Genomic DNA, 23,914 nt, shown 5'->3' with positions numbered 1-23,914 from the left:
GCCGGGTCAGCGTGAGGTGGGTGGTGCGATCTGCCAGTGCTGGTTGAGCGCGCCCGCGATCTCGGGCAGCACGGTGACCGGGATCCGCTTGGCGCGCAAGATCTCCCGGATCTCGGTGACCTGCTCGCGTTTGCGCATGTCGTAGGCGCCGGCGACCGGGCGCACCACCGGCGGGATGGACAGCAGGACCAGCTCGTCGGTGGTGCCGCCGTTCAGGTCAAGCGCCAGCGCCCAGCGGGACCGCTCGTCGAGGGTGAAGCGCCCGGCGACGACGCGATCCCACGGCACGGTCGCCGAGCGGAACGGCGTCCTGGCGTAGATGGCGTGCTCGGTGAGCTCGACGACATCGCGCACGAACAGTGCCGCGCCCGCCGCCACCCCGGCGACCGCGCCGACGAGCAGGCCGGTGATCACCCGGTTCACCCCGAACATCGCCACGAACAGCCCGATGACACCGGTGGTGACCAGCACCCCGATCAGGCAGTAGAACAGGCTCCGACCAGCGGGCACGACACCGGCACGCACGACCGCCATGCGAAACCTCCCTCTCACGAACTCGCGGCCCACCCTAGCGGGGTGGGCCGCGCCGGGTTCACGACCCGAGCGATACCGCCGCTTCGGAGGTCTCGACGAGGAAGGTGAACGTCTCCTGGAAATAGAGCTGCACGGTCTCGGCGTCGTGGCTGAGGTAGCCGATCGACAGGTCCTGGCCCAGCGCCAGCTCGAAGTCGCCACCGCGGGTGGTGAGCGCGAAACCGCCGGTGATCGCGGGCGCCCAGATGATCTCGCCGTCGATCAGGCGCTCGATGTGGGTGCGGATCGGGTGACCGTGATCGGAGGTCTCGCTGACCTGCGTGTACAGCTCGGCGCTGAGCACCACCGAGTACGGGCCCTGCACGCCCGCCAGGCGCAGCCCGGTGAGCGCGTGCGAGATCGCGTCGGGGATGTCGACGACATTGCTCGGCAGCGCGACCGGGGCGTTGGAGGCGGCGTCGCGGATGCCGGTGATGCCGGCGGCGGCGTAGCTCTCGAAGATCGCGCGGTCCTCGGCGAAGGCGATCTTCTGGGCGGCGGCCTTGAGGTTGTCGAAGTCGGCGTCGCCCGCGCCGCGCTCGATGTCGTCGAGTTCGCTGCGCTTCAGGGTGAACGGCACCCGGAGTTCGACCAGCGGCTGTACCACGCGCTGGTGGGCGACGACACCGTCGTCGGGCGAGGAGATCGCGGTCAACCTGCCGCGGTTGCGCGCCGAGTACGCGACCCCGTGCGGACCCGAGACGTCGACGACCCGGCGTCCGGCGATATTGCGCTTGAACGTCCGGGTGGCTTCCTCTTCGATCTGCGCCCAGGCCTCACCGGTGATCGGCGCGAGTTCGCGATGCAGGTTGTTCATTCAGATACTCCTTTTCATCGAGCCGATGGCGAGCGAACCGTCCGAACCGGAAGCGGCGGCGTCGGCCCGTTCCACAGGGGTGAACACGGGCAGCGAATCGGAAATTTCTTCGGTGGCAACGGAGTCGGGGGCGTCCGGCAGTTCGTCGAGGAAATCGACGGTGGGCGTGAAGAACAGGGTGCCGGTGACCGCGAAGGAGAAGTCCAGGATGCGGTCGTAGGCCGCCTCGCCGGTGCCGAGGAACATCCGTTCCAGCATGCGCTCGGTGACGCTCGGGGTGGCGGCGTAGGCGATGTAGTAGGTGCCGAACTCGCCCTGGCCGACGGTGCCGAACGGCATGTTGGCGCGCACGATCTGGCGTTCGGTGCCGTCGGGGTCGATCAGGGTGTTCACCGCGACATGGGAATTGGCCGGCTTGATGTCGTCGGGCAGTTCGTAGTCGCCGAGCTTGGTGCGCCCGATCACCCGCTCCTGCTCCTCGATCGAGAGCGCGTTCCACTGGTCGAGCGGATGGGTGTACTTCTGCACGATGACGTAGCTACCGCCGGTGAAATCCGGGTCCTCGGCGCCGATCAGCGCCGCCGAGGCGGCCGCGCCGCCCTCGGGATTCTCGGTGCCGTCGACGAAACCGAGCAGGTCGCGCTGCTCGAAGTACCGGAAGCCGACGGTCTCGTCGACGAAGGTGGCGGCGCCGCGCAGGCGCTCACCGATCGCCATGGCGAGTTCGAAGCAGGCGCCCTGGGTCTCGGCCTTGATGTGGAACAGCAGGTCGCCCGGAGTGGTCGGCGCACTGTGGATCGGCCCGTTGTAGCCGGGGAATTCGTGCAGCTCAACGGGTTTGGGTCCGGTGAAGAGCCGGTCCCAGGCCGTCGAGCCGATCGAGGTGATGCAGGTCAGGCCCTCGCCGGGCACCCGGAAACCCACCGAACGGCGCAAACCGGAGATATTCGACAAGAGGTCGCGGACCGCCGGCTCGCCGCCCTCGTCGATGGTGGCGACGAGGAAGATGGCGGCCGGCGTGAGCGGTTCGAGGATCGGCTGTGGCTCACCCATGCCGTCCAGAGTAGAGCGCCGCGCGGACAGGTTCGCGGCACGCCCTGGCGTGTCAGCGACCCTCAGGCAACCCTTATTTGGCGACAGTCAGCAGAAACGCCACGTCATCGATGGCTTTGACGCTGTGCCGGGCGCGCGGGACGACGATGAGATCGCCCGCCGAGCCCTTCCACTCGTCGGTGCCCGCGATCAGGACCAGCGTGCCGCTGAGAACCTGGATGGTGGCATCGCCCGCGTTGTCGTGCTCGGCCAGGCTCTGGCCCTCGGTCAACGCGACGACGGTCTGGCGCAGCGCATGGGTGTGGCCGCCGATGACGGTCTGCGAACTCCGGCCACTCGTCGAGGTGGCCGCCAGCTTGAGCTGTTGGCGGGCCACCGCGGTCAGCGATTTCTTGTCCATGGCATAGCGCCTTTCGCAGGCTCTCGCGGGGCTTGGTATCTGGGAGTATGCCCGAGACCGTGCCCGCGGTCGGGCGTTTTGCCAGACCGTTAGCCAGGCGTTGTCAGCGCCGGGTGTAGCGGCGAATGCGGTAGCGGAGACCGGTTTTCGATTCCTGCCACGGGGTTTCCGGTGCCTGCCACTCGGGGCCGATGACCGGGGCGAACGCGTCGCCCGCCACCCGCGTGTCGACCTCGGTGACCAGCAGCGTTGTCGCCAGGGGGAGCGCGGCGCGATAGATCTCGCCGCCGCCGGCCACCCAGAGATCACCCGGTCCGGCCAGGGCCAGCGCGTCGGGCAGCGAGGCGGCGCGTTCGGCGCCCTCGGCCGCCCAATCGGTCTGGCGGGTGACCACGATGTTGCGGCGGCCCGCCAGCGGACGGTAGGCCGCCGGCAGCGAGTCCCAGGTGCGCCTGCCCATGATCACCGGATGACCCATGGTGGTGTCCCGGAAATTGGCCATGTCCTCGGGGAGGCGCCACGGGATGGTGTTGTCGACGCCGATGACGCCGTCGGCGGCCTGCGCCCAGATCAGGCCGATCTGCCCGGTCACACCGCCACCGGCGCCTTGATGGCCGGGTGGTGCTGGTAGCCGGTGAGCTCGATGTCGTCGTAGGTGTAGTCGAACAGGCCCGCCGCCGGGCGCAGGTGCAGCGTCGGGAACGGGTAGGGCTCGCGGCCGAGCTGCTCGCGCGCCTGGTCGACGTGGTTGTCGTAGATGTGCACGTCGCCACCGGTCCAGATGAACTCGCCCGGCTCCAGCTCGGTCTGCTGGGCCACCATCAGGGTGAGCAGCGCGTAGCTGGCGATATTGAACGGCACGCCGAGGAACAGGTCGGCGCTGCGCTGGTACAGCTGGCAGGACAGCTTGCCGTCGGCCACGTAGAACTGGAAGAAGGCATGGCACGGCGCCAGGGCCATCTTGTCCAGGTCGGCCACGTTCCAGGCCGAGACGATCATCCGGCGCGAGTCCGGGTCGGTGCGCAGGGTGTGCAGCACCTGGGCGATCTGGTCGATGTGGGTGCCGTCGGGCGTCGGCCAGGAGCGCCACTGCACGCCGTAGACCGGGCCGAGCTCGCCCTTGGCGTCGGCCCACTCGTCCCAGATGGTCACGCCGTGCTCCTGCAGCCAGGACACGTTGGAATCGCCGCGCAGGAACCACAGCAGCTCGTAGGCGATCGACTTGAGGTGGACCCGCTTGGTGGTGATCAGCGGGAAGCTCTCGGCCAGGTCGTAGCGCAGCTGATGACCGAAGATGCTGCGGGTTCCGGTGCCGGTGCGATCGGCTTTGGGGGTGCCGTTCTCCAGCACGTGCCGGAGCAGATCCTCGTACTGCGTATCAGGGGTGGCCACGCCTGGCGATTCTACGGTGCGCGGCACCTGGCAAAGTCTCCGCGTATGCGCAAGCTCTACGTGATCGGCATCGGTGCCGGTGACCCCGACCAGGTGACGATGCAGGCGATCAAGGCCATGCGACACGCCGACGCCTTCTTCGTCATCGGCAAGGGTGCCGAGAAGCGGGAACTCGTCGAGGTGCGCACCGCGATCCTGGCCGAGCACGTCCCCGGCCCGCATCGGATCATCGAGATCACCGACCCGCCGCGCGACCGCACGCCCGACGACTACGCCGGTGTCGTGCGGGACTGGCACGAGCGCCGTGCCGAACTGCTCGAGGCGGCCTTCGCCGAGGTCGACGGAGTCGGCGCGATCCTGGTGTGGGGCGACCCGGCGCTCTACGACAGCACCCTGCGCATGGTCGAGCACGTGCTGGCCCGCGGCCGCGTCGAGTTCGACTACGAGGTGATCCCCGGCGTCACCAGCGTCGCCGCGCTGGCCGCCCGGCACCGCGTCGTCCTGCACCGCATCGGCGAACCGGTCCACGTCACCACCGGACGCAGGCTTCGCGAAGAGGGTCTGGGCGCGGGCTCCACGGTGGTGATGCTCGACGGCGACTGCTCGTTCACCGAGGTCCCCGGCGACGACGTGCACATCTGGTGGGGCGCCTACCTCGGCATGCCCGACGAGACCCTGATCGAGGGACCACTGCGCGAGGTCGAGCAGCGGATCGTGGCCCGCCGCGCGGAACTGCGCGCCACCAAGGGCTGGATCATGGACGTGTATCTGCTGCGGCCGATCGCCGCGGAACCGCGAAGTGTCGGCGCGGGCGGTTAAGCTGGCACAGTGCCCGAGCTACCCGAGGTAGAGGCGCTGGCGCAGTTCCTGCGGGATCATGCCGTCGGCGCGGTCGTGGGGCGCGTCGACGTGGCCGCCCTGAGCGCGGTGAAGACGTTCGACCCACCGGTCACGGCGCTGTCCGGACGCGATGTCACCGGGGCGGGGCGCTGGGGCAAGTTCCTCGGGATGGACTGCGGCGGGCTGTGGTTGATCACCCATCTGTCGCGGGGCGGCTGGCTGCGCTGGGTGGACGAACCGAATCCACTGCCGCCCAAGCCGGGCGGGAAATCGCCGCTGGCCCTGCGGGTGCACTTCTTCACCCCGGAGGGGGCCACGCCGTCGATCGACCTGACCGAGGCGGGGACGAAGAAGCGGCTGGCGGTCTATGTCGTCGACGATCCGAAGGCGGTGCCCGGCATCGCGCGGCTCGGACCGGACGCGCTGGCGGTCACCGAGGACGAGTTCGCGGCGTTGCTGGCGGGCACCTCGCAGCGGATCAAGACCGCGCTGGTCGACCAGACGCTCATCGCCGGCATCGGCAACGCCTACTCCGACGAGATCCTGCACACCGCCAAGATCTCGCCGTTCGCGAATACGAGAACGCTGGCGGCGGACAAGGTCTCGCAGCTCTACACCGCGATGCGCGAGGTCCTGCTCGACGCGGTCCAGCGCTCGGTCGGGCAGGACGCGGCCCGGCTGAAGGGTGAGAAGCGATCGGGCATGCGGGTGCACGCGCGCACCGGGCTGAAGTGCCCGGTATGTGGTGACACCGTGCGCGAGGTGTCCTACGCGGAGCGCTCGTTCCAGTACTGCGCCACCTGCCAGACCGGCGGCAAGGTGCTCGCCGACCGGCGGATGTCGCGGCTGCTCAAGTAGGGCTCAGCGGTCGCGCCACGCCTCCAGCAGGCGCAGCCAGAACTCGCTGACGGCGGGAAACGACGGCACGGCATGCCACAGCGTCTCCAGCGGCACCCGGCCGACCACCGCGATGGTCGCCGCGTGCAACTGCTCACCCATGTCGGGACCGACGAAGGTCGCGCCGAGCAGGCGGTCCGAGGCGGTGTCGACGACGAGTTTCGCGCGGCCGCGGAAATCGTCGCGGGACAGCGACGAACCGGCCACGGCGATATCGATCTCGACGGTGCCGACCGCGTGCCCGGCGGTGCGCGCCTCGTGTTCGGTGATGCCGACGGAGGCGAGTTCCGGTGCGGTGTAGACGACCTGGGGCACCTGCTGGTGGTCGGCGCTCGCGGTGAACCGGGGCCGGTCCAGCGGCCTGCCCTCGGCGCGCGCGGCGATGACGTCACCGCACACCCTGGCCTGGTACTTGCCCATGTGGGTCAGTGCCGCACGGTGATTCACGTCGCCGACGGCGTAGAGCCAGTCGCCGGGCACCCCGCGCACGGTCAGCTGGTCGTCGACCTCGACATAGCCCGCGGGCAGGCCGACGGCGTCGAGGCCGAGCCCGTCGGTGGCGGGGGTGCGGCCGGTGGCGACGACGAGTTCGTCGACCTCGAGTTCGCCGTCGTCGAGGACCAGGGTGACCGGACCGCCGTGGATGCGGCCGACACCGGTGTCGGCCGGGTCGCGGCGGGAGATCAGCGACGGTTCGGTGTGCAGCCGCACCGTCACGACGCCGGTGTCGCGCAGGCCGCGCAGCACCAGCTCGGAGGCGAACGGTTCGGCGCGCGGGAGCAGGCGGTCGCCACGGACCAGCAGCGTCACCTCCTCGGCGCCGAGTTCGGCCAGCCAGGTGGCCGCCTCGCAAGCGACGACGCCGCCGCCGATGATGGCGACCCGGCGCGGGACGACCGTCAGATTGGTGACGTCGCGGGAGATCCACGGCAGGGCCTCGGCGACGCCGGGAATACGCGGAATGGTGGCGGTGGTGCCGGTAGCGAGCACGACCGCGTGGCGGGCGCGCAGGACGCGCACGCCGTCATCGGTGGCGACTTCGACGAGCCGTTCGCCCAGCAGCCTGCCGGAGCCGCGCACCGGGTCGATGCGGGCCGATTTCGCCCAGTCGACCTGGGAACTGTCGTCGCGATCGTGGGTGAAGGCGTCGCGGCGGGCCAGCACGTCGGCCACCTGCGGGCCGCTCGCGGTCACCCCCGGCATCGCCCGGCTCAGGCCGAGGACCGCGCCCGAGCGCAACAGCGCCTTGCTGGGGATGCAGGCCCAGTAGCTGCACTCGCCGCCGTACAGCTCCCGTTCGACGAGCGCGGCGGTGCGGTCGCTGCCCGCGATGGCGTAGGCGGCGGCGTTCTCACCGGCCGGGCCCGCGCCGAGGACGACGACGTCGTATTCGGCGTCGGTCACTGCAGATAGCCCTCGACCTCACGCGGGGAACGCATCTCGGTGTCGTTGGGGGATTCGTCGGCGCCGGAGCGGGCGCGGCGCTGCCGCAACAGATCCCACGCCTGGTCGAGCATCACCTCCAGCTGGGCCAGCTGCTGGCGTTCGGCTACCGGGTCGATCTCGCCCGCGGTGGCCTTGGCGCGCAGGGCGTGCTCGTCGTCGACCAGTTGCTTGATCCGCGCCAGAATGTCCTGATCGTTCATGTGCTCACCACTTCGATGGTCGGAGGGGTAGTGCCCGAACAGCGACCCGCACCGGGTCGGGGTCCATGCTACGACCGTGCCGGGTGGCGGCGCGGCGATCAGCGGCGCTACCGGGGGAGATCGGGCCGGGCGGCGGCCAGGCAGTCGGCCGCGATCGGCACCGCGGCGGCCAGTTCGGCCCGGCTCGGCGCGGTGTAGCCGATGGCGACGCCGAACCGGTACTCCGCGCCGAGATGATGCCGGGCGAGGCCGTCGAGCAGGACGCCGCGGGCGCGGGCGGCGGCGATCGCGCGCTGCTCGGCGGCCACGTCGGGGAGTTCGACCACCACGTGCGAGCCCGCGTCGTCACCGACCACCGGCAGGCCGTGGCGGGCGAGCGCGTCGACCACCAGCGCGCGTCGCGGCGGCACCACCCGGCGCAACCTGCGCAGGTGCCGGGCCAGGTCGCCGTGCCGGGCGAACTCGCTGAGCACCCGCTGACCCGCCGGGCTGGGGGCGGTGCCGGTATCCGCGCGGTGGGCGAGCACCGCGTCGGCGATCTCGGGCCCGGCGACGAGCCAGCCGACGCCGAGGGTGGTGGCGATGATTTTGCTGGTGGTGCCGAGATGCACGACCACGTCGGGCGCCATCGCGGCGAGCAGCGGCAACGGCGCTGTGTCGTAGCGCAATTCGCCGTCGTAGTCGTCCTCGATGACGAAGCAGCCGGTCGCCCTGGCGAATTCGATCAGCTCGACCCGGCGCGCGGCCTGCATCCGCGCGCCGAGCGGAAACTGGTGCGCCGGTGTGCAGTAGACCGCGCGCACACCGGCCGGGATCAGGTCGACCCGCAGCCCGTCGGCGTCGACCGGGACGGGCAGCACACGGATGCCCGCCGCCCGCAACGCGCCGACGGCCCGCTGATAGCCGGGGTCCTCGATCGCGACGGTGTCGCCGGGACGCAGCAGCGCCGAGGCCAGCTCGCCGACCCCCGCGCTGGTCCCCGCCGTGGCGAGCACCACCGAGGCGGTCCCGGCGGCCAGGCCGCGATGGCGCAGCAGGTGCTCGGCGACGGCGACCCGGAACGCGGGTTCGCCCGCCCGGTCCTTGCGGGCATCGGCGGGTTGGTCGCCCGCCGCGCGCCAGGCCCGGCGCCAGGCGGCCGGGTCGACGGCGTCCGCGCACGGCGCGCCCGGACCCAGATCGAGCAGGCCCGCGTCGGGATCGGTGTCGCCACCGGGTGCGGTGCGCGGCGGCGCGGCGGCGGGGGCGGTGCGCAGATAGGTGCCCGACCCGCGCCGCCCGGCGATCCATCCTTCCGCGTGCAGTTGGTCGTAGGCGGTCGACACCACCGCCCGGCTGACCCCGAGCCGCTGGGCGAGGGTGCGCGAGGACGGCAGCCGCTCGCCGACGCGCAGCACCCCGCCGGTCGCCGCGGCGCGCAGGGCATCGGCTACCTGCACCGACAGCGGTTCGGGCGCGGTCCGGTCGAGCGGAATCGGCAGATCGTCGAGCATCGCCCACCTCGAATTGGCCTGTTGATCTACTGCCGAAGTGGACCTGTCTGCGGTCCACTTCATCGGCGAAGCTCATCTTATGACCACGCACGACAGCACCCGCACCCCCTTGTCGCCGACCCCGCGCACCACCCTGACGCGGTCCAGGGAACGTGGCCGCGCCGATCGCGCCGAGCTCGACGCGGTGCTCGACGCGGGCCTGGTCTGCCACCTCGGCGTACTGCTCGGCGGCTCGCCGGTGGTACTGCCGACCGTCTACGGCCGCGCGGGCGACACCCTCTACCTGCACGGTTCCACCGGTGCGGGCAACATGCGCGCCGCCATCGGGACCGAGATCTCGATCGCGGTGACCCACGTCGACGGACTGGTCTACGCGCGCTCGGCCATGCACTTCTCGATGAACTACCGGTCCGCGGTGATCCGGGGCCGCGCGGAGCTGGTCACCGACGAGGCCGAGCGCGACAACGCGCTGCGGGTGATCGTCGAGCACGCCGCGCCGGGTGCCTGGGACCGGGTGCGCCCGCCCAGCCGCAAGGAGATGGCGGCCACCATGGTGCTCGCGCTGGATCTCACCGAGGCCTCGGTGAAGGTGCGGACCGGCGGCCCCAACGACGACGCGGACGATATCGAGACCGGCGGCGTCTGGGCGGGGGTGCTGCCGTTGCGCCAGGTCTGGGGCGAGCCGATCGACGCCGCCGATCTGGAACCCGGCGTCGCGGTGCCCGCCGATGTCGCGGCCCGGGTGACGCCGAGTCCGGTGATCGTCGGCTGAGGCGGCCTCAGCGCGGTGCCGCGCTCAGGGCCATCAGATCCTTGGCCGACACCTCCGGCAGGTACGCCTTCGTCAGCGCGATCCCGATCCGCGGCAGGTCGGCCTCGTCGCGGTAGCACAGGAACACCGGTTCGTGGCGGGGCTGGAACTTCGCCTTGAACGTGTGCAGCGAACGGAATCCGTAATACGGCTCCATGGCGGCGCCGAGCCCTTCGAGCAGTCGATCGATCGGCTCGGCGTCGTCGGTGCCCGCACTGCGCGCCAGCGGGGCGCCGGAGAGCGAAACGATCTCGGCGCCTTCCTCTTTGAACGTCTGGCAGGCCGAGGCGATGAGGAACTCGATCACCGGCCGGAAGCCGTCGGGCCGCCTGCGCATGACATCGAGGGTCCAGCCGCGGATCTCGCCGCCGGCGGCGTACACCGGCAGCCATGAGGTGACGCCGTGCACGCTGCCGTCGGTATCGATCGCCAGGCCGACCCGCACCTCGGGATCGAGCGCCTCCTCGACCCCGCCGAGCGTGAATCCCATTTCCGGCAGGCCCTTTTCGCCGACCCACTCCTCCGAGATCGCGCGCACCTGCGCCAGCACCGCGAACGGTTCTTCGGCGAGATGGACCATCCGGAAGGAGATGCCCTCCTTGTTCGCCTTGTTGATCGCCGACCGGATGTCCTGCCACGGTTTGCCTTTGAACTCGAGCTGCGGCAGGTCGACGATCGTGTCCTCGGCGATCTGCGCGCTGCGCCAGCCGAGTTCGCCCGCCAGCTCGGCGACGGCGCCGGTGGTGGAGAACAGGCAGGGCACCAGGCCGTCGGCTTCGCAGCGGTCGGTGAAGCGGGCGAGGGTGTCGGGCAGCAGGTCCGGCGGGCCGACGGGATCGGTCAGCACGATCACCGTGCCCGCGTGCCGCTGGTAGGCGACGCAGCGTTCGCCGTCGGCGGCGAACCAGTACTTGTTCTCCGGCCAGGTGATCATCCACGACATGGTGCTGCCGCCGAAGCGGGCCAGCAGCGCGCGCGCCGCGGCGCCGGGCTCGGTCCCCGACAGCGCGCCGCCGGTGATCTTGCGCCGGTTGGGCACCCGGAACGCGCCGCGGCCGCCGTAGAGCAGGGCCACTTCGCCCGCCCACAGCAGCGCGGTGCCGACGGTCACCGCGCCGGTCGTGGCGTAGTCGGTACCCATGGCCACCCCGAGCAGCACCAGGGTGAGGACCACGTGCACGGTGCCGTAGCCGATCGCGATCCACCAGGCCCAGCGCCTGCCCTTGCGCAGCTGATCGGCGATCACCGCGATCACCGCGACGGTCACGATCGTGCTCCACAGCGAGCCGCGCTCCTCCCCGGTCGGGCCGAGCAGGCTGTCGGTCGGAAAGAAGTACACCAGCACCGAGACCGCGGCGATCAGCAGCAGCCCGATGAAGGCGAGCATCCGTACCTCGCGCCGGGTGCGCGGCCAGAAGCCGTGCTCGGTGGTGCTGAACAGCTTCTCGCCCAGCGGGAACCACAGCGCCACCGCGATCAGGTGCGTGAGATCGGCGAAGGTCGACTCGAACAGGAAGGTGATCGACACGTGCGCCGCCAGCACGGCGCGCACCCGCAGCCGCCAGGGCGAGCGCAGCGTCGCCGAGGCCGCAGCGATCGCGGCGAGGGCCGCGGTGGTGAATCCGACGTCGCGGACCTCGGCCAGCCGATCGGCCCAGCCGAGATGGGTGTGTTGCAGCACCCCGACGAGGGTCGACGCGACGAGCACGCCGATCAGCTGGGCGCTGACGCAGACCAGCGCGGTGCGCGCGGTGCCGAGCCGCCATTCGGCCCAGCCCACCGCGAGCGCGAAAAGCACTGTCATGACGGCGTACTGGAACGGGGTGAGCCCGAAGAACCAGCCGGACACCGGGGTCCACCACTTGCCCTCGGTGAGCGGCGGCCAGCCGTAGGCGATGTCGGGGAACCAGGACCTGGCGTCGAGCCGCCGCCAGAGGCCACCGGTCGCGAGGCCGAGGACGATCACCAGGACGAGGAAGCCGACCGTGAACGGCACCCGCCGGAGCACGGTACCGGCGGTGGCGAGTGCGCCCGGCGGGGCGGGCGTGGTGGCAGCTGTGTCGTCGTCCATCGATCCACCCTTTGCTGCGAGTGCGCCACGCGGACGCGGTGAAGTCGTCTGTGTACCGTATGTCATCGTGGCCGCGCGCGGACCCGGGTCCGCGCGTCGAGGTGGCATCTGTGGAGGTCAGCGATGTCGAGGATCACCGATCTGTCGTTGCTCGCCGGATGGCTCCCGGTGACGCTCACCCTGCTCGGCGTCCTGGGTGCGGTGTGGTTGCTGTGCGCGCGGTCGCGGCGCTACGTCACGACGACGATGCCGATCGTGCTGCTGGCGGCCGCCGTGGTGACCGTCGCGCTGTACCTGTTCGTCGAAGAGGTGTGGCGGCCGTTCCCCGATCCGATCGCGGTATCGGTCTACGCGCTGATCGGCGTCGGCGTGGCGGCGGTGCTGCTGGTGGTGCCGCGAATCCTGGTGCGCCGCAGGGTGTGGACCGCGCTCGTGACCCTGCTCGCCGCGGTCGCGGTGCTGGTGGCGGTCGGTGTCCGGATCAATCTCGTCTACGCGTCGTATCCGACGGTGGGTTCGGCGCTGGGCATCGACGACATCCAGCGCGTCGACGCGAGCGCACTGAGCAGGACCGCGGACGTGGTGAGCGGGCGGCCGCTGGAATCGGTGTGGACCGAGCCCGCCGGACTGCCGCCCGGTGGCAAAGTGCTGACCGCGACGGTGCCGCCGACCGAGTCGGGGTTCACCGCCCGCGCCGCCGAGATCTATCTGCCACCGGCCTATTTCGCCGATCCACGGCCGCTGCTGCCGGTGCTGGTCCTGCTCGCGGGTCAGCCCGGCGCGCCCGACGACTGGATCGTCGGCGGGCAGCTGGTCGAGACGATGGACGCCTTCGCCCGCGCGCACCACGGGCTCGCGCCGGTCGTGGTGGTCGCCGACGGCACCGGTAGTCAGCTGGCGAACCCACTGTGCCTGGACTCGCGGCTGGGCAATGTCGCCACGTATCTGGCCGTCGACGTGCCCGCGTGGGTGCGGGCGAATCTCCAGGTCGACCCGGATCCGCGCGCGTGGGCGGTGGGCGGACTGTCCTACGGCGGGACCTGCGCGCTGCAACTGGCGACCAACTATCCGCAGGTCTATCCCACCTTCCTCGACCTGTCCGGGGAGGACGAGCCGACGCTCGGTGATCGCCGGCGCACGGTCGACGCGGCCTTCGGCGGCGACACCGCCGCGCTGCTGCGGGTCAACCCGCTCGACCTGCTGCGCGGCCGGTCCTACCCGGACTCCGCCGGCGCGTTCGTGGTCGGCGCCGACGACGACACCTATCGCCCGCAGGTCGAGCGGATGTACCAGGCGGCGAAGGACGCCGGGATGGATGTCCGGCTGCGGGTACTGCCCGGCGGGCACAGCTTCGCGCTGTGGTCCGCCGGGTTGCGCGATCAACTCCCGTGGCTGGCCACCAGACTCGGCCTCACCGGATAGCGGATCAGCAGGGCGGCGAAGGCGAGCAGCCAGCCGCTCCACAGCAGGTAGCCGAGGAAATTGGTGAGCCCGGCCGCCTCGACGCCGAGCGGGACCAGCACGCCGGTCGCGACGGCGGCCGCGCTGACGTAGCCGAGGACGGCGAACCAGCGGGGGACACGGTCGCGCAGCGCGCGGACGACCAGGACCGTCCACAGCGCGGTGAGGGTGTAGCCGGCGGTCTCGCCGATGACGGTGCCGAGGACGGTGTTGGCAGTCTCGAAGGTGCCGATCGCGGGGGAGCCGGGGCCCTCGGTGGCGACGCGGTCGGCGAGACCGGGGACGAGCAGCGGCCAGCGCAGCAGGCCGACCACCTGGACGATCGCGGCCGCGATGCCGGCCCGCACGGCCCACCGCATGGTGGGTGAGTCGTCGAGCCGGCCGACCGAGACGGCCAGCGGGGCGAAGGCGCAGGCCGCGGCGGCGAGCAGGGTGAACAGCGCGACGACGGTGGTCTGCTCGGCGCGGAACTTCGCGAGCGATTCGGTGGCGGGCAGTTGCAGGACGTCGGGGTAGTCGAACGACACGCCCAGACCGGTGAAGGCCAGGTTCATCAGGAGCGGGGCCGCGATCAGCAGCGTGATGGCGGGCCATGGCTTGGTGCGCATGAGATTTCCATTCTGACTGTACGGGGTACAGGTAGCTGTACGGGGTACAGTCCATCGCATGCCGGAGGAGAAGTCAACAGGTCGGCGCGCCGCGGCCGGTGCGCCGCGGCCGACGCGGCGGTCGTTCACCGAGGGGCAGGTCGTCGACACCGCGCTCGTCCTGCTCGACGACGGCGGACCGAGCGCCCTCTCGATCCGGGCCGTGGCCGGGCGGCTGGGGGTCAACCCGAACGCCGTGTACACCTATGTCGCCAGCCGCGCCGACCTGGAGCGCGCGGTGATCGAACGGGTGCTCGCCGCGGTGCCGCTCGGCCCGCTCGTCGATCCCGGCGTGGAGTGGACCGCCGCGGTGATCCAGTTCGCCCTCGGCCTGCGCGACCAGCTGCTGGCACATCCGGCGGTCGCCACGCTGATGATGTCGGGTCCGATGGACGGCCCGGCGGCGCGCGATGTCGGCGAGGCGATGTTCGGCTGTCTGGCGCGCGGCGGGCTGCCCGCGCAGACCCGGGCGCACGGGGTGTACGCGGTGATCGTGCAGGTACTCGGCGCGGTCGCGCTCGAGGTCGCCGAGACCGACGGAAAGCCGCCGCTACCACCGGAATCCGAGCGGATCGCGCAGCGCAGGGCCGCCCTGGACGAGCTCGACGGCACCCGGTGGCCGCGCACGGCCGCGCACCTGGACGAGATCGCCGCGTGGAACTCGGTGGATCAGTTCGTCTGGGGGTTGCGGGCCTTGCTCACCGGGATGACGGCGAGCTGAGGTCGAGGTACGCGGCGGACGCGTGCGTGGCCGGACACCGGTCCGGCCGGATCACCAACTCGCGGCGGATATTCCGGCCGCGGCGCAGGCCCGCGTGAGCGCGGTGCGCAGGGTCTCACGGTCCGCGGCCAGGCTGACCAGCGCGAGGGTGTAGGTATCGCCGAGCCGGGACAGATACCCGGCGAGCCGGGTGCGGGGGAAATCGGTGACCCCCGGGTGGATCGCGCGCGCGGCGACCCGATCGCAGTGGTGCGTGCCGACCGTGCGCAGGCTGTCGGGCAGCGTTCCGATGTTGGAGCACAGGATGTCTCGCTCCCCGGCGCCCCGGCTGAGCGCGTAGGCCCAGCGGTCGGGAAGGACCTGGAGGATCTCCTCCGGCAGTCCCGCGGGGCTCGACATGCGGCGCAGGTAGGCGATGCGGGCCTTGTCGCGGATCGTCGCGGGGGTATCGGTGCGGTCGATCGCGATCTCGGTCATCGCGAGGTCGTTGTCCACGCGCGGTTCGTCGCGGGTGTCGACCGGCAGGCTCGCGGCGATCTCCGGGTGCTGGAATCCGGTCTCCCACAGAATGTTCGCCACCAGGTGGATGAACAAGCTGTTGGGGGTTCCGCCGGTCGCGGCGGCAGTGGCGTCCCACTCGGCGGCGTCGAAGGCCAGCAGCGTGCTGTGGACGGACCTGTCCGGCGACGGCTCGTGCGCAGTGGTGGCGGGGGGCCGGGGAATCCCACGGCGCAGGGCGCGTGCCGTGCCGCCGATGATGGTGGACCACTGGGTGCGGGCATCGGCCCAGTCCGATGCCGTTGCGAGTGCGTCGGGCAGGTTGCCGTCGATGGCGCCGAGTTCACCGAGGGCGGCGTCGACCGCGTGGATAAGGCCGCGGGCATCGGCCAGCGCGTGCGAACAGGTCAGGGCGACAACGGTTCCGCCGTCGTGCAGCGGCGCGCAGGACAGCCGCCAGCCGGGACCGGACTCCGGGTCGAGGTCGGTGCCGAGTGTGTCGGCCCACGGGAGGATCGCGTGCTCCGGTAGCGGGGCACCGGCGCGGTCGAGGGGATGGGCCAGGGTGTTCGGCCGCCAGCCGCGCCGCGCTCCGGGCACGCGGGCGCTCACCACCCGGCGGCCGAGGTCGCCGACCCGCAGTCGATCGTGGATCTGGTGCAGCAGTGCGGGTTCCATCGCGTCCGGGATCCGCCAGAGCCCCTGGAGGGCGATGGGCGTGCCCATGCCGCGATGGGTGCGCAGGAAGATCTCGTCGACGACCGTGAGCCGGTCCATCACCGCTGGTCGGCGCTACCGTGCCGGCCCGCGCCCGCGGCGAAGCGGGCGGCGCCGTCGAGCGCGCCGCCGGTGAGCGCGGTCAGGCCGTGCTGGAATTCGATGCGCATCGCCTCGTCCTCGGGGTGGCCGTGCTGCTCGTAGAGCGCGGCGCGGTCCGAGCGCAGACAGGTCTGCGGGAGGGCGGCCAGCTGGGCGGCCAGTTCCTCGGCGACCCGGCGGGCGTCACCGGTCGGGACGACCCGGGTGACCAGGCCCATCTGCAACGCCTCCGGCGCGCTCACCGGCCTGCCGGTGAGGATCAGATCCAGCGCCCGGCCCTCGCCGATGATCCGGGGCAGCCGCACGGTGCCGCCGTCGATCAGCGGCACGCCCCAGCGCCGGCAGAAGACGCCGAAGGTGGCGTCCTGCTCGGCGATCCGCAGATCGCACCACAGCGCCAGTTCCAGTCCGCCCGCCACGGCGTAGCCGGCGACCGCGGCGATCACCGGCTTGGACAGCCGCAGCCGGGTGGGGCCCATCGGGCCGTCGCCCTCGACGGTGGCCTGATTGCTGTTCTCGGTGCCCAGCGACTTGAGGTCGGCGCCGGCGCAGAAGGTGCCGTGCTCGCCCCACAGCACCGCCACCGAGGCATTCGGGTCGGCGTCGAACGCCCGGAAGGCGTCGGCCAGGGCGCGGGCGGTCGGGCCGTCGACGGCGTTGCGGGCTTCCGGCCGGTCCAGGATCACGGTGGTGACCGGGCCCGCGTGTTCGACACGTACTGACATCGTTCGACCATACGGCGGATCGCCCCTTGTGTGAAGGGGTGAATCGGTGGTTCACTTCTTCGTATGGTGTACCGCAGGACCCCGGCCGTGCAGGCCCGGCTCGACGCGCAACGGGCGCTGATCGTGCAGGGCGCCACCCGCGTGCTCTCCCGCGACGGCTTCGCCGGGCTCTCGATGGCCGCGGTCGCCGCGGAGGCGGGCGTCGCCACCGGCACGGTCTACAAGCAGTTCGAGAACAAGGCCGAACTGGTCGCCGCGGTCTTCGAGACCGTGGTCGCCCGCGAGGTCGAGGCGGTCCGCGCCGCGGTGGCCGAGGGCGATGTCCTGCAGCGGGTGAGCGCGGCGGTGGAGACCTTCGCCGGGCGTGCGCTCAAGAATCCGAAGCTGGCGTACGTGCTGCTGGCCGAGCCGGTCGACGCGGCCGTCGACGCGCAACGGCTCGAGTTCCGGCGCGCGTTCGCCGCCGCGTTCGAAGCCGCGATCGCGCACGGCATCGCCGAGGGCCGCCTGCCCGCGCAGGACACCGCGATCAGCGCCGCCGCGCTCGTCGGCGCGATCGGCGAGGTGCTGGTCGGTCCGCTGGCCGCCGCGCCGCACGCCGAGACCGTCATCCCCGAATTGGTTGCTTTCGCCGTGCGTGCCCTGGGTGCGCGCCCGGAAACGTCGTAGTCGAAGGAGTTCCGGCCATGCCGACCCATGAAGTGTTCAATCAGGTGCCCCCGCTCGTCCCCTTCGACGCCGCGCGCAACCCCGCGCTGCTCGAGGGCCTGCACCGGGAGGGCGCGGGCTGGGCCGAGGCCGAAGTGCGCGAACTCGGCAGGCTCGCGGGCGATGTCGCCGCGCAGGACTGGGGCAGGCTCGCCAACGAGTACCCGCCGGTGCTGCACACCCACGACCGCTGGGGGCATCGCGTCGACGAGGTGGAGTTCCACCCGCACTGGCACGACCTGATGAATGTCGCCGTCGCGCACGGCCTGCACGGTTCGCCGTGGCTGGACGAGCGGCCCGGCGCGCACACCGCCCGCGCCGCCAAGTTCTACACCTGGGGCATCGCCGACGCCGGGCACATGTGCCCGATCTCGATGACCTACGCGGTGGTGCCCGCGCTGCGCCACAATCCGGAGCTCGCCGCGAAGTACGAGCCGCTGCTCGGTTCGCGCACCTACGATTTCGGCCTGCGCGAACCGTCGACCAAGGCCGGGCTCATCGCGGGCATGTCGATGACGGAGAAGCAGGGCGGCTCGGATGTACGGGCCAACACCACCACCGCCACCCCGCAGCCGGACGGCGCGTACCGGATCGTCGGGCACAAGTGGTTCACCTCCGCGCCGATGTCGGACATGTTCTTGACGCTGGCCCAGGCGCCGGGCGGGCTGTCGTGCTTCCTGCTGCCGCGCGTGCTGCCCGACGGCACCCGCAACCCGATCCGCATCCAGCGGCTCAAGGACAAGCTGGGCAACAAGTCCAACGCGTCCTCGGAGATCGAGTACGAGAACGCCACCGGCTGGCTCGTCGGCGCCGAGGGCGCCGGCGTGAAGACGATCATCGAGATGGTCAACATGACCCGCCTCGACTGCGTGATCGGCTCGGCCACCGGCATGCGGCTCGGCGCGGTCACCGCCGTGCACCACGCCAGGCACCGGGAGGCGTTCGGCGCCAAGCTCATCGACCAGCCCGCCATGCGCAATGTACTGGCCGATCTCGTGATCGAGTCCGATGCCGCGACCACGGTGATGATGCGCCTTGCCGGTGCCACCGACCGTGCGGGCAGCGACCCGGCCGAGGCGGCGCTGCGCCGGATCGCGCTGGCGATCACCAAGTACTGGGTGTGCAAGCGGGCGCCCGCGCACGCGGCCGAGGCGTTGGAATGCCTGGGCGGCAACGGGTATGCCGAGGAGTCCGGTATGCCCCGGCTGTATCGGGAGGCGCCGCTCATGTCGATCTGGGAGGGCTCGGGCAATGTGGCCGCGCTGGACGCGTTGCGCGCCATGGGCCGTCAGCCCGAGACCGTCGAGGCGTACTTCGCCGAGGTCGGCCTCGCCCGCGGCGCCGACCCGCGCCTGGACGACGCGATCGACCGCGTCGGCAAGGAACTCAGCGACCTGTCCGACATCGAGTACCGCGCCCGCCGGGTCGTGGAACTGATGGCGCTGGTCCTGCAGGGCGCGCAGCTCGTGCGCCACGGTCACCCGGCGGTCGCCGACGCCTTCTGCGCGACCCGGCTCGGTGCCGACTGGGGCATCGCCTTCGGCACGCTGCCCGTCGGGGCGGGCACCGGCTCGATCATCGAACGGGCCTTCGTCGACCTGGCCTGAGCCGCCGTCTCCGCGCCGATCGCGGCCGGTGGCTCCGAGCCGGTCGGGGCCACTGCGACGCGCCGCCGCGGCAGGTGGCGTTCCTGCCCGCGTTCTGGATGCTCGTGCCCGGCGGCGCGTGGCGGACCGCCTCCGGTGTGCCTGTCGACGGCCGCCGACGGGCCCGGTGTGTCACCTAGGGTGATCCGGTGACCTCGACGAGCGACCTCCTGTCGATCCGCGATCTCGCCCGGCGCGTTCCGGCGGCCGGCGTGCCGGGGCAGCGGTATCTGCTCGGCATCGCCGGTCCGCCGGGCGCGGGCAAATCGACGCTGGCGCACGGGCTGTGCGCCGAACTCGCCCGTGCGGGGCGGCGCGCGGTGGTGGCGCCGATGGACGGTTACCACCTGCGCAACGCGGCGCTGCGCGCGCAAGGCGCGCTGGCGCGCAAGGGGGAGCCCGACACCTTCGACGCCGCCGGATTCGTCGCCGACCTGCGCGCGCTGCGGCGGTCGCGGATCGGGGAACCGGTGCCGTGGCCGCTGTTCGACCGGGCGATCGACGAGCCGACCGAGGCCGGAGTGGTCGTGCGCGACGAGGACATCGTCGTCGTCGAGGGCAACTACCTGCTGCTCACCGACGCCGAAGCGCCCGGGTGGGCGGCGGTGCGCGGGCTGCTCGACGCCTGCTGGTACCTCGACGCGCCCCGCGAGGTCCTCACCGAGCGGCTGCTGCACCGGCACACCGTCGGTGGTCGCACGCCGGCGCAGGCGAAAGTGAAGGTCACCGACAGCGATCTGCGCAATGCCGACCTCGTCGCGGGGAGCAGACCACGCGCCGATCAGGTGCTGACGGCGGACGGGGATGGCTATCGGATCGGCTAGCTGACTCGGCAGTGGTGGTCGGTCATGGCCTGCTGTCGGCGCGTACGCGCGGAAATGGGCGCTCGGCGGGCAATCATGGAGCGATGACGCGACGGTGGCGGACCCGCATGCCCGGGCACGCGCTGCGCAACGCGGCGGCGGCCGTGTTCGCGCTGCTGCTCTACTACAGCGTGCCGGTGGGGTTCTTCTTCGACCTGAACGCGTGGCCAGGCCGGGTGATGGGGGTGTGCACCTTCATCGCCGGGATCATCGGGCTCGGCTGGCTGGTCTGGCGCCGGGTCGAGCACTTCCTGAACGCGCCGACCTCGGCGGGCGGCCGGGTCGACGGTGTGCTGCTCGTGGTGTGCATCGTCTGTGTGGTCTTCTCGCTGTACTACTTCCGGCTCCAGCAGCTGCAACCCGGCCAGTTCCAGGGCCTGACGACGCGCACCGACGCGCTCTACTACACGATGGTCACCCTGGGCACGATCGGTTACGGCGACGTGCACGCGGTGGGTCAGGCGGCCCGCATCGCGACGATGGTGCAGATCGTGTTCGACCTGGTCGTCCTCGGCACGCTGATCTCCATCGCGACCAACAGCGTGAACACCCGGATCGCCGCCGCGGACCGCGCCGCCGCCGCCCGCGCGACGCCGGGCGCCGGCGTCAGCGACGATGAGCCCGATACCACTCGATGAGTTCGTCGGTCGACGAATCGCCCTGCGTCACCGGCTGCGCGGGCTCGCTGAGCAGCGGCATCAGCTCCAGCGCCTGCTGTTTGCCCAGCTCGACGCCCCACTGATCGAAACTGTCGACACCCCACACGGTGCCCTCGACGAACACCTGATGCTCGTAGAGGGCGATCAGCTGACCCACCGTCGACGGCGTGAGCTCGGGCGCCAGCACGGTGGTGCTCGGCCGGTTGCCCGGCATCACCTTGTGCGGCACCAGCTCCGGATCGGTGCCCTCGGCGGCGATCTCCTCGGCGGTCTTGCCGAAAGCCAGCACCTTGGTCTGCGCGAACAGGTTGCTCATCAGGATGTCGTGCATGCTGCCGGTGCCGTCGCGGGTCGGCAGGTCGTCGGTGGAGCGGGCGAAACCGAGGAAATCGGCCGGGATCAGCCGGGTGCCCTGATGCAGCAGCTGGTAGAAGGCGTGCTGGCCGTTGGTGCCCGGCTCGCCCCAGAAGATCTCGCCGGTCGAGGTGGTCACCGGGGTGCCGTCGGCGCGCACCGACTTGCCGTTGGATTCCATCGTCAGCTGTTGCAGATAGGCGGGGAAGCGGGCCAGGTCGTTCGAATACGGCAGCACCGCGCGCGATTCCGCACCGAAGAAGTTCGTGTACCAGACCCCGAGCATGGCCAGCAGGACCGGCCCGTTCTCTTCCAGTGGAGCCGTGGCGAAATGCCGGTCGACCGCGTGCATTCCGCTGAGGAATTCGGCGAACTGCTCCTTGCCGATGGTCACCATCACCGACAGGCCGATCGCGGAGTCGACCGAATACCGCCCGCCCACCCAGTCCCAGAAGCCGAACATGTGCGCGGGGTCGATGCCGAACTCGGCCACCCGCTGCGCGTTGGTCGACACCGCGACGAAGTGCTTGGCGACGGCGTCCTCGCCGAGCGCGGCGACCAGCCAGCGCCGGGCCGCGGTCGCGTTGGTCAGGGTCTCCAGGGTGGAGAAGGTCTTGGAAGCGACGATGAACAGCGTCGTCGCCGGGTCGAGCCCGGTGAGCTTGGCGACCAGATCGCACGGGTCGACGTTCGAGACGAACCTGGCCTCGATGCCGGGATCGGTGTAGTGGCGCAGCGCGCGGTACACCATGTCGGGCCCGAGATCCGAGCCGCCGATACCGATGTTGACCACGGCGGTGATGCGCTCGCCGGTCGCGCCGCGCCACTCGCCCGAACGCACCGAATCGGCGAATTCGCCCATCCGGCGCAGCACCTCGTGCACCTCGGCGTCGGCGTCGGTGCCGTCGATACTGAGCTGATCGCCGACCGGCAGCCGCAGGGCGATGTGCCCGACCGCGCGGTCCTCGGAGGTGTTGATATGGGCGCCCGCGTACATCGCGTCGCGCCGTTCCGGCACGCCCGCGGTGCGGGCGAGATCGACGAGCAGCGCGAGGGTTTCGCGCGTCACCCGATGCTTGCTGTAGTCGATGTGCAGGTCGGCGACCCGCACGGTCAGGTCTTTGCCGCGCGCCGGATCATCGGCGAACAGTTTGCGCAGGTGTAGGGGTGCGACGCTGCGGTGGTTGTCCGACAGTGCCTGCCAAGCCGCCGACGCGGTGATGTCGCTGCTCACGTCAGCCGACATTACAGCGTCCGATGAAGTCCGGCGCCGCAGTTGGGTGTGCGCTCACGGCCCGCGGCCTACGCTGACTCCCATGGTGTCCGAACGTGACGTACTCGAATTCGTACCGAAGGGTTTGTGGATCGGCTCCGGGCCGGTCGAGGCGACGGGCGGTGGCACCTTCGCGGTGCGCAATCCCGCCGACGGCTCGGTGATCGCGCAGGTCGCCGATGCCACGCCGGACGACGCGATGCGCGCGCTGGACGCGGCCGTCGCGGCGGGCGAGGCGTGGGCGGCGACCCCGTCGCGCGAGCGCGGCGAGATCCTGCGGGCGGTGTTCGAGCAGCTGACCGCGCGGGCCGAGGAGTTCGCGCTGCTGATGACCCTCGAGATGGGCAAGGCGCTGGCCGAGAGCCGCAACGAGGTGCGCTACGGCGCCGAGTTCTTCCGCTGGTTCAGCGAGGAGGCGGTGCGGGTGCACGGCCGCTACCTGCACGCGCCGTCGGGAACCGGCCGGATCATGGTGACAAAACAACCGGTCGGTCCGTGTCTGGCGATCACGCCGTGGAACTTCCCGCTGGCCATGGGGACCCGCAAGATCGGGCCCGCGCTCGCCGCAGGTTGCACGATGATCGTCAAGCCCGCCTCGGCGACCCCGCTGACCATGCTGGCGCTGGCCAAGCTGTGCAGCGAGGCCGGGCTGCCCGACGGCGTGCTGTCGGTGGTCACGACCCAGCGTTCCGGTGCCGTCACCGGCCCGCTGATCGACGATCCGCGGCTGCGCAAACTCACCTTCACCGGGTCGACCGAGGTCGGTAAGAAGCTCGTCTCGGCGTCGGCGAACCGGCTGCTGCGCACGTCGATGGAGCTGGGTGGCAATGCCCCGTTCGTCGTGTTCGACGACGCCGACATCGACGCCGCGGTGGCGGGCGCGATGCAGGCGAAGCTGCGCAACGGTGGCGAGGCGTGCACCGCGGCCAACCGCTTCCACGTGCAGCGCGGGGTGGTCGCCGAGTTCACCGCCAAGCTGGTCGCCGCGATGACCGACACCGTGGTGCTCGGGCCGGGCACCGATCCGGCCAGCACCCTCGGTCCGCTGGTCAGCGAGGAGCAGCGGGAGATCGTCAGCGAGCTGGTCGACGACGCCGTCGACCAGGGCGCGCAGCTGCTGCTCGGCGGCAAGGCACCCGGTGGCCCCGGCTGGTTCTACCCGGCCACCGTCCTCGGTGACGTGCCGGCCTCGGCGCGCATCCTGCGGGAGGAGGTCTTCGGCCCGGTCGCCCCGATCGTCGCCTTCGATACCGAGGACGAGGGCGTCGCCGCCGCCAACGACACCGAATACGGACTGGTCAGCTACCTGTACACGCGGGACCTGGACCGGGCGCTGCGCGTGTCGGAGGCGCTGGAGACGGGCATGGTCGGCGTCAATCGCGGCGTCATCTCCGACCCGGCCGCGCCGTTCGGGGGCGTCAAGGAATCGGGCTTCGGGCGCGAGGGCGGCATCGAGGGCATCGAGGAATACCTGAACACGAAGTACGTCGCGCTGACCTGAGACACGAAACCGCCCCGGGGATGGTGTAGCACCCGGGGCGGCTTTG

The 23,914-nt window shown here is 71.3% G+C and carries 24 protein-coding genes; 10 read left to right on the top strand and 14 right to left on the bottom strand.

What is annotated here, in order from left to right:
- Positions 1 to 6: 6 nt before the first annotated feature.
- The 6 genes from AB0L91_RS08065 to AB0L91_RS08040 form a co-directional block, all read right to left on the bottom strand.
- The gene (locus AB0L91_RS08065; RefSeq protein WP_365008173.1) at positions 7 to 534 is read right to left on the bottom strand and encodes a hypothetical protein; all 528 of its coding nucleotides are present in this window, start codon (positions 532 to 534) and stop codon (positions 7 to 9) included.
- Between the two features lie 58 nt (positions 535 to 592).
- Positions 593 to 1,390 carry a family 1 encapsulin nanocompartment shell protein gene (locus AB0L91_RS08060; protein ID WP_357342729.1) on the bottom strand — a complete coding sequence of 266 codons (798 nt, stop codon included), beginning with the start codon at positions 1,388 to 1,390 and terminating at the stop codon, positions 593 to 595.
- A complete protein-coding gene (locus AB0L91_RS08055) occupies positions 1,391 to 2,443 on the bottom strand; it encodes a Dyp-type peroxidase (RefSeq protein WP_365008170.1) in 1,053 nt (350 codons plus the stop codon).
- A gap of 73 nt (positions 2,444 to 2,516) precedes the next feature.
- Entirely contained in the window at positions 2,517 to 2,843 is a 327-nt protein-coding gene (locus tag AB0L91_RS08050; RefSeq protein ID WP_355273587.1) for a cupin domain-containing protein, read from the bottom strand.
- 103 nt (positions 2,844 to 2,946) lie between these two features.
- The gene (locus tag AB0L91_RS08045) at positions 2,947 to 3,435 is read right to left on the bottom strand and encodes a dihydrofolate reductase (RefSeq protein WP_365008167.1); all 489 of its coding nucleotides are present in this window, start codon (positions 3,433 to 3,435) and stop codon (positions 2,947 to 2,949) included.
- Positions 3,432 to 4,235 (bottom strand): thymidylate synthase, encoded by an 804-nt coding sequence (locus tag AB0L91_RS08040; protein WP_365008164.1) that lies wholly within the window; start codon positions 4,233 to 4,235, stop codon positions 3,432 to 3,434. Before AB0L91_RS08040 ends, AB0L91_RS08045 begins: the two co-directional genes overlap by 4 nt.
- Positions 4,236 to 4,280: 45 nt before the next feature.
- Between AB0L91_RS08040 and cobF the strand changes: the two genes are divergently transcribed.
- Positions 4,281 to 5,054, top strand: a complete 774-nt coding sequence (gene cobF / locus AB0L91_RS08035; RefSeq protein ID WP_365008162.1) for a precorrin-6A synthase (deacetylating) — start codon at positions 4,281 to 4,283, stop codon at positions 5,052 to 5,054.
- A gap of 9 nt (positions 5,055 to 5,063) precedes the next feature.
- Complete coding sequence (locus AB0L91_RS08030; protein ID WP_355273576.1) at positions 5,064 to 5,933, top strand: DNA-formamidopyrimidine glycosylase family protein; 870 nt, start codon at positions 5,064 to 5,066, stop codon at positions 5,931 to 5,933.
- Positions 5,934 to 5,936: 3 nt separating this feature from the next.
- Here the strand turns inward: AB0L91_RS08030 and AB0L91_RS08025 are convergent, their stop codons facing one another.
- From AB0L91_RS08025 to AB0L91_RS08015, 3 genes are all read right to left on the bottom strand, one after another.
- Positions 5,937 to 7,376, bottom strand: a complete 1,440-nt coding sequence (locus tag AB0L91_RS08025) for an NAD(P)/FAD-dependent oxidoreductase (RefSeq protein WP_365008160.1) — start codon at positions 7,374 to 7,376, stop codon at positions 5,937 to 5,939.
- Entirely contained in the window at positions 7,373 to 7,618 is a 246-nt protein-coding gene (locus AB0L91_RS08020; protein ID WP_355273570.1) for a DUF2630 family protein, read from the bottom strand. Before AB0L91_RS08020 ends, AB0L91_RS08025 begins: the two co-directional genes overlap by 4 nt.
- Before the next feature lie 107 nt (positions 7,619 to 7,725).
- Complete coding sequence (locus AB0L91_RS08015; protein WP_365008157.1) at positions 7,726 to 9,111, bottom strand: PLP-dependent aminotransferase family protein; 1,386 nt, start codon at positions 9,109 to 9,111, stop codon at positions 7,726 to 7,728.
- Between the two features lie 79 nt (positions 9,112 to 9,190).
- Here AB0L91_RS08015 and AB0L91_RS08010 point away from each other — a divergent pair, with 79 nt between their 5' ends.
- Positions 9,191 to 9,883, top strand: coding sequence for a pyridoxamine 5'-phosphate oxidase family protein (locus AB0L91_RS08010; RefSeq protein WP_365008155.1), 693 nt, complete (start codon positions 9,191 to 9,193; stop codon positions 9,881 to 9,883).
- Positions 9,884 to 9,890: 7 nt separating this feature from the next.
- Here the strand turns inward: AB0L91_RS08010 and AB0L91_RS08005 are convergent, their stop codons facing one another.
- Positions 9,891 to 11,993, bottom strand: a complete 2,103-nt coding sequence (locus AB0L91_RS08005) for a DUF2156 domain-containing protein (protein ID WP_365008153.1) — start codon at positions 11,991 to 11,993, stop codon at positions 9,891 to 9,893.
- 123 nt (positions 11,994 to 12,116) lie between these two features.
- On the opposite strand from AB0L91_RS08005, the gene AB0L91_RS08000 reads away from it, so the two are divergent.
- Positions 12,117 to 13,415 (top strand): alpha/beta hydrolase-fold protein, encoded by a 1,299-nt coding sequence (locus tag AB0L91_RS08000; protein ID WP_365008151.1) that lies wholly within the window; start codon positions 12,117 to 12,119, stop codon positions 13,413 to 13,415.
- Here AB0L91_RS08000 and AB0L91_RS07995 read toward each other — a convergent pair.
- On the bottom strand, positions 13,373 to 14,062 hold the full coding sequence (locus tag AB0L91_RS07995) for a DUF4386 family protein (RefSeq protein WP_365008148.1): 690 nt from the start codon (positions 14,060 to 14,062) through the stop codon (positions 13,373 to 13,375). The genes AB0L91_RS08000 and AB0L91_RS07995 overlap by 43 nt on opposite strands.
- Before the next feature lie 58 nt (positions 14,063 to 14,120).
- Here AB0L91_RS07995 and AB0L91_RS07990 point away from each other — a divergent pair, with 58 nt between their 5' ends.
- Entirely contained in the window at positions 14,121 to 14,822 is a 702-nt protein-coding gene (locus tag AB0L91_RS07990) for a TetR/AcrR family transcriptional regulator (RefSeq protein ID WP_365008146.1), read from the top strand.
- A gap of 51 nt (positions 14,823 to 14,873) precedes the next feature.
- Here the strand turns inward: AB0L91_RS07990 and AB0L91_RS07985 are convergent, their stop codons facing one another.
- Together AB0L91_RS07985 and AB0L91_RS07980 are read right to left on the bottom strand one after the other, a co-directional pair.
- Positions 14,874 to 16,097 carry a hypothetical protein gene (locus AB0L91_RS07985; protein WP_365008143.1) on the bottom strand — a complete coding sequence of 408 codons (1,224 nt, stop codon included), beginning with the start codon at positions 16,095 to 16,097 and terminating at the stop codon, positions 14,874 to 14,876.
- On the bottom strand, positions 16,097 to 16,864 hold the full coding sequence (locus AB0L91_RS07980; protein ID WP_355273550.1) for a crotonase/enoyl-CoA hydratase family protein: 768 nt from the start codon (positions 16,862 to 16,864) through the stop codon (positions 16,097 to 16,099). Before AB0L91_RS07980 ends, AB0L91_RS07985 begins: the two co-directional genes overlap by 1 nt.
- Positions 16,865 to 16,927: 63 nt before the next feature.
- Between AB0L91_RS07980 and AB0L91_RS07975 the strand changes: the two genes are divergently transcribed.
- The 4 genes from AB0L91_RS07975 (at position 16,928) to AB0L91_RS07960 (ending at position 20,719) form a co-directional block, all read left to right on the top strand.
- On the top strand, positions 16,928 to 17,533 hold the full coding sequence (locus AB0L91_RS07975) for a TetR/AcrR family transcriptional regulator (RefSeq protein WP_355273547.1): 606 nt from the start codon (positions 16,928 to 16,930) through the stop codon (positions 17,531 to 17,533).
- A gap of 17 nt (positions 17,534 to 17,550) precedes the next feature.
- Positions 17,551 to 19,179, top strand: coding sequence for an acyl-CoA dehydrogenase family protein (locus tag AB0L91_RS07970; protein WP_365008141.1), 1,629 nt, complete (start codon positions 17,551 to 17,553; stop codon positions 19,177 to 19,179).
- Positions 19,180 to 19,367: 188 nt separating this feature from the next.
- Positions 19,368 to 20,042 (top strand): nucleoside/nucleotide kinase family protein, encoded by a 675-nt coding sequence (locus AB0L91_RS07965; RefSeq protein ID WP_365008139.1) that lies wholly within the window; start codon positions 19,368 to 19,370, stop codon positions 20,040 to 20,042.
- Positions 20,043 to 20,125: 83 nt separating this feature from the next.
- A complete protein-coding gene (locus AB0L91_RS07960) occupies positions 20,126 to 20,719 on the top strand; it encodes a potassium channel family protein (RefSeq protein WP_365008136.1) in 594 nt (197 codons plus the stop codon).
- On the opposite strand, the gene pgi is transcribed toward AB0L91_RS07960, so the two are convergent.
- Positions 20,688 to 22,328: a glucose-6-phosphate isomerase gene (gene pgi / locus AB0L91_RS07955; RefSeq protein WP_365008133.1), complete on the bottom strand. Its 1,641-nt coding sequence runs from the start codon at positions 22,326 to 22,328 to the stop codon at positions 20,688 to 20,690. The genes AB0L91_RS07960 and pgi overlap by 32 nt on opposite strands.
- Before the next feature lie 82 nt (positions 22,329 to 22,410).
- Between pgi and AB0L91_RS07950 the strand changes: the two genes are divergently transcribed.
- Positions 22,411 to 23,868: an NAD-dependent succinate-semialdehyde dehydrogenase gene (locus tag AB0L91_RS07950; protein WP_355273534.1), complete on the top strand. Its 1,458-nt coding sequence runs from the start codon at positions 22,411 to 22,413 to the stop codon at positions 23,866 to 23,868.
- The last annotated feature ends 46 nt before the right edge of the window (positions 23,869 to 23,914 follow it).

It is taken from the genome of Nocardia sp. NPDC051833, from assembly GCF_040681225.1.
In the GTDB taxonomy this organism is placed as follows: domain Bacteria; phylum Actinomycetota; class Actinomycetes; order Mycobacteriales; family Mycobacteriaceae; genus Nocardia.
The sequence above is the reverse complement of the archived record's forward strand: the minus strand, read 5'-3'. Positions and strand labels throughout refer to the sequence as shown.

Coding starts and splice junctions, on each gene's coding strand:
- AB0L91_RS08050 (WP_355273587.1), bottom strand. CDS start 2,843: ATGGACAAGAAATCGCTGACCGCGGTGGCCCGCCAACAGCTCAAGCTG.
- AB0L91_RS07960 (WP_365008136.1), top strand. CDS start 20,126: ATGACGCGACGGTGGCGGACCCGCATGCCCGGGCACGCGCTGCGCAAC.
- AB0L91_RS07980 (WP_355273550.1), bottom strand. CDS start 16,864: ATGTCAGTACGTGTCGAACACGCGGGCCCGGTCACCACCGTGATCCTG.
- AB0L91_RS08000 (WP_365008151.1), top strand. CDS start 12,117: ATGTCGAGGATCACCGATCTGTCGTTGCTCGCCGGATGGCTCCCGGTG.
- AB0L91_RS08020 (WP_355273570.1), bottom strand. CDS start 7,618: ATGAACGATCAGGACATTCTGGCGCGGATCAAGCAACTGGTCGACGAC.
- AB0L91_RS08055 (WP_365008170.1), bottom strand. CDS start 2,443: ATGGGTGAGCCACAGCCGATCCTCGAACCGCTCACGCCGGCCGCCATC.
- AB0L91_RS08065 (WP_365008173.1), bottom strand. CDS start 534: ATGGCGGTCGTGCGTGCCGGTGTCGTGCCCGCTGGTCGGAGCCTGTTC.
- AB0L91_RS07970 (WP_365008141.1), top strand. CDS start 17,551: ATGCCGACCCATGAAGTGTTCAATCAGGTGCCCCCGCTCGTCCCCTTC.
- cobF (WP_365008162.1), top strand. CDS start 4,281: ATGCGCAAGCTCTACGTGATCGGCATCGGTGCCGGTGACCCCGACCAG.
- AB0L91_RS08015 (WP_365008157.1), bottom strand. CDS start 9,111: ATGCTCGACGATCTGCCGATTCCGCTCGACCGGACCGCGCCCGAACCG.
- AB0L91_RS07990 (WP_365008146.1), top strand. CDS start 14,121: ATGCCGGAGGAGAAGTCAACAGGTCGGCGCGCCGCGGCCGGTGCGCCG.
- AB0L91_RS07995 (WP_365008148.1), bottom strand. CDS start 14,062: ATGCGCACCAAGCCATGGCCCGCCATCACGCTGCTGATCGCGGCCCCG.
- AB0L91_RS07985 (WP_365008143.1), bottom strand. CDS start 16,097: ATGGACCGGCTCACGGTCGTCGACGAGATCTTCCTGCGCACCCATCGC.
- AB0L91_RS08005 (WP_365008153.1), bottom strand. CDS start 11,993: ATGGACGACGACACAGCTGCCACCACGCCCGCCCCGCCGGGCGCACTC.
- AB0L91_RS08010 (WP_365008155.1), top strand. CDS start 9,191: ATGACCACGCACGACAGCACCCGCACCCCCTTGTCGCCGACCCCGCGC.
- AB0L91_RS07975 (WP_355273547.1), top strand. CDS start 16,928: ATGGTGTACCGCAGGACCCCGGCCGTGCAGGCCCGGCTCGACGCGCAA.
- AB0L91_RS08060 (WP_357342729.1), bottom strand. CDS start 1,390: ATGAACAACCTGCATCGCGAACTCGCGCCGATCACCGGTGAGGCCTGG.
- AB0L91_RS07950 (WP_355273534.1), top strand. CDS start 22,411: ATGGTGTCCGAACGTGACGTACTCGAATTCGTACCGAAGGGTTTGTGG.